This is a genomic window from Streptosporangiales bacterium (assembly GCA_009379825.1).
Classification (GTDB): Bacteria; Actinomycetota; Actinomycetes; order Streptosporangiales; family WHST01; genus WHST01.
In genome coordinates, this window is record WHTA01000156.1 from 1 (window position 1) to 4,565 (window position 4,565).

1 protein-coding gene is annotated in these 4,565 nt (G+C 71.4%); it reads left to right on the plus strand.

Annotated elements, in window-relative coordinates; all coding sequences use genetic code 11:
• Nucleotides 1-2,186: 2,186 nt before the first annotated feature.
• On the plus strand, nucleotides 2,187-4,565 hold a 2,379-nt coding region (locus tag GEV07_30720; GenBank protein MQA06882.1), incomplete at its 3' end, for a helicase.

Sequence of the window (4,565 nt, forward strand, 5' to 3'; positions counted from 1 at the left end):
AGATGGCGAAGCTCTCGCTCTGGCTGGTCTCGATGGACGGCGAGCGCCCGTTCACCTTCCTCGACGACCGGCTCGTCGCGGGCGACTCGCTGCTCGGCCTGACCTCGCTGGACCAGCTGGAGCACATGCACCTCGACCCGGTGGAGGGCCGGCAGCTGCACGAACCCGCGTTGCTCGACTGGACCGCTGGGGTGCGCGGCGCCGTCGCCGAGATGGCAGAGCTGCACCGCGAGATCGGCGAGGTCGGTGTCGAGGCGGCATCGGGGGCGGAAGCGAACGCGGCCTTGGCGCGCAAGCGCGAGCTGTTGGCCGCGGCGGAGGCGCGCGCGGACGACCTGCGCCCCTTCGCCGACCTGGTCGTCGGCGCCGCTCTCGCCGGCAACGTCAAGCGGGTCGGCTCGCGCGACCCGAACGCCCGCGACCAGCAGCGCGAGGAGAAGCGGACCACCAGGGGCGGCCTCTACCAGCGCGCGGCCGAGCTGGCACACGGCGCACCACTCGACGGCGGGACGCAGGCTCGCGCCCGGGCCGGTGCGTGGCTGGCCACCGACCAGCCGGCCGGCGCGTTCCCCCGCCAGCCCCTGCACTGGCCGCTCACCTTCCCCGAGATCACCGACCGCGGCGGCTTCGACGCGATAGTCGGCAACCCCCCGTTCCTGGGTGGGAAGAAGATCAGTGGCCCGCTCGGCTCGGCCTACCGGGAGCACCTGGTCCGCGAGGTCGGCAACGACGTCAAGGGCAATGCGGACCTGGTCGCCTACTTCGCACTGCGGGCGCACGAGCTGGTGAACGCCGACGGGCAGGTGGGACTCATCGCGACCAACACCCTCGCCCAAGGCGACACCCGCGAGGTCGCGCTCGACCAGCTCGTGGAGCGCGGCGTGACGATCCGCCGGGCGACCAAGAGCAAGCCCTGGCCGTCGAGCTCCGCCGTCCTCGAGTACTGCGCGGTCTGGACCACGAGCCGAGAGCTGAGCGGGTCAGCGCCGCGGTTCGCCGAGGACGTGCCGGTGCGGAGCATCGGACCATCGCTCGATCCCGGCTCGCGGGTGTCTGGAACACCGTACCGGCTCGCCGCCAATGCGAGTCGGTCGTTCATCGGTAGCTATCTGCTCGGGCTCGGTTTCACGATGAGCCCGGTTGAGGCGCAGCAGTTCATCGCCAGGGACTCGCGGAACGCGGACGTTCTGTTCCCCTACCTCAATGGTCAGGATCTCAACTCCCGTCCTGACTGTTCCGCGAGCCGATGGGTCATCAACTTTCATGACTGGTCCATCGAACGTGCCAGTTCCTATCCTGAACCCTTGTCGCAACTAGAAAAGTCTGTGAAGGCAGAAAGGTCGATGAAGAGTAAGGATGTTGCGAGCTGGCCGTGGTGGCGGTACTGGCGGCCGCGTCCGGAGCTCCACAGTGCGATCGCGGGGTTGTCGCGGGTCGTGGTGATCACGCTTCACACCAAGACCGTGATGCCGGTGTTGGTGCCGACCGGGCAGGTGTTCTCCCATGCACTCGGCGTGTTCGCTACTGAGGACACGGCGATGTTGGCGCTGCTGTCCAGTTCCCCGCACTACTGGTGGGCGATCGCTCGCGCATCGACGTTGGAGACACGCGTCCGGTACACGCCCTCCGATGTGTTCGAGACGTTCCCCCTTCCAGGCCTGACCCAGGAGATGCGGGAGCTGGGGGACCGGCTGGACACGTTCCGGCGGGAGGCGATGCTGCGGCGACAGCTCGGGCTGACCAAGACGTACAACCTCGCCTTCGACCCCGGCTGTACCGACGCCGACATCGTCGAGCTGCGCGACATCCACCGGGCGACCGACGTCGCCACCGTCCGGGCGTACGGCTGGGACGACCTGCTCGACCAGCTCGACCACGGATTCCACCCGGCCGGACGTGACCTGCGGTACACGGTCGGGCCGGCGGCGAAGCAGGAGATCCTGGACCGGTTGCTGGAGCTCAACCATGAACGCCACGCCGTCGAGGTCGCCGCGGGCGTACCGAAGAAGCCGGCCAAGCGCGCCAGGAAGCGGCAGGACGACCCGGACCAGGGGAGGCTCATGTGACGCCCGTGGCTGCGACACCGAGCACAGGTCGTCAACCTCGGTCGAACTGTCACTGGCCACGGCTATGAATGGAGCAAACGGCGGGAGGCGCCGTCGCCGCACGCAGCGAGAGGAGGATCGATGACCGCCGCGGACGGCCAGGTGACGCTCGACTCGGTGGCCGAGCTGGAGCGTCCGCAGCGGTTCACCGACGCGAGCTCCGCCGCGGTGCGCGACGAGCTGGAGCAGCAGGTGCGCCGCGACCTCCTCGGTCCCTGGGACGGCCCGACCGAACAGCTGCCCTCCCAGGGTCTGGAGGGCCCACGGGAGCGCTACCTCGTCGGCGCACTCGGCCCGCGCGGCGAGGCAACCGCGTCCGGGGAGGAGGTACCCGCCTCCGTCGACAACGGCGCCGGCGTCTCCGGCGATGGCGGCGACGCCGAGCTGCCCGAGGTGGCGCCGGCCACCGTCGGGCGGATGTGGGCGTCCTCGATGGGCCTGGCCTGCACCGTACCCGCCGCGGTGACCAGGCTGCGGGTCACCGCCGCCTGGGGCCGCTACGTCGAGACGCAGGTCGAGGACGATGCCGGCGCCCGGAAGGTGTGGCAGCGCGAGCCGGTCGAGCACGTCCGCGACATCGACCTCGACGGTGACGTCAGTGAGCGGCTCCGGCTCGGCAGCGACGGCACCGGTGACGGCGTCCGCCTCGCCGTCACCGTCCGTTCCCGCGGCGGGCTGCGCGTCGTCGAGCTGGCCCTGGTCAACGCGCAGGCCGAGGCGAAGACCAGGGGCGACACCGCCTGGCTGTTCCAGACCCGGCTGACGGTCACCGCGGCCGACGGCGAGAGCGCCGTGTTCGCCCCCGTCGAGCACCCGGCTGACACCGCGCTCACCGATGGCGAGGAGACCCACCTCAGGTTGCTCTACCGGCACGAGCGCCGTTACGCCAGCGGCCGCAACGTCGCCGTCGACCACCGGATCAGGCCCGGCGAGCAGGACGCATGGTGCCTGGAGACCACCTGGCTGCCGAGCTACGACGTGCCCGCCACCGACGCGCCGTCCGGCCCCGGCACGGCGTTCGCCGACGTCGAGCTGTCCATGGACGCGCTCGCCGAGGCCGACCCGCCCCGGTTGCACGCCGGGCTGATGCCCCTGGTCACCGGGTACATCGCCTGGCTCGACGCGCGCGAAGCCGAGCTGCCGGGACTGCCGGAGTCGCTACGCGAGGCGGGTGCCGACGCGGTGGCGAAGGCGCGCACCGCGGCCGAACGCATCCGTGCCGGGGTGCGGCTGCTCAGTGACCCGACGGCGCCCGGGCACGCCGAGGCGCGCCGCGCGTTCGCGTTCGCGAACGAGGCGATGGCGGCGCAGCGCCGGCACACCGAGATCGCGCGGCGCCGCGAGCGCGAGGGTCTCGGCTACGCCGAGGCCGAGCGTGCCGTGACCGAGCAGGGTGCCAAGGTGGCGTCCTGGCGTCCGTTCCAGCTCGCCTTCGTCCTGGTCAACCTGCCGGCCCTCACCGACCCCACCCACGCCGAGCGCGCGGCCGATCCGAACGCCGTCGTCGACCTGCTGTTCTTCCCCACCGGCGGCGGCAAGACCGAGGCGTACCTCGGGCTCACCGCGTTCACCTTCGCGATCCGCCGGCTGCAGGGCAGCGTCGGTGAGGGCGTTGACGCCCGGTCCGGCGCGGCCGGTGTCGCCGTCCTGATGCGCTACACGCTGCGGCTGCTCACCGCGCAGCAGTTCCAGCGCGCCGCCGCCCTGGTCTGCGCCGCCGAGATGCAGCGCCGCCGCGACGAGGCGACGTTCGGCGAGACCCCGTTCCGCATCGGCCTCTGGGTCGGCGCGGGTGTCTCACCGAACTGGTACGAGGACGCCCGCGACCAGGTCCTGCAGGCGAAGAACGCCGGGACGGGCAAGCATGTCAACGTGCTGCAGACGCTCACCTGCCCGTGGTGCGGCACCAGGCTGGAAGGTCACCGCGACCTGCACGTCCAGGAGGAGACCCGGCGGGTGCTGCTGTTCTGCGGCAACGCCGAGGGCGCGGACGCCTGCCCGTTCTCCCGCCGGCACAGCGACGAGGGACTGCCGATCCTCACCGTCGACGAGGAGATCTACCGGTACGCGCCGAGCCTGGTGATCGCCACCGTCGACAAGCTCGCCCAACTGCCCTGGCGCGGCCACGCCGGCATCCTCTTCGGTCGGGTCCGCAGCCGCTGCGACCGGCACGGGTATCGCCACCCGGATCTCGACGGCAGGGTGAAGTGCGGTGGTCGCCACAACGCGAAGGGGAAGGTGCCGGCGGCCTCCAGTCACGACGTGCCCCGGCTGCGTCCACCCGATCTCGTCATCCAGGACGAGCTGCATCTCATCTCAGGCGCGCTCGGCACCATGGTCGGCCTGTTCGAGGCCGCCGTCGACGAGCTGTGCCGGTGGCGGCCCGTCAGCGGACACGACGCCGGGCCGAAGATCGTCGCCTCCACTGCGACCACCAAGCGCGCCAAGGAGCAGGTGCTC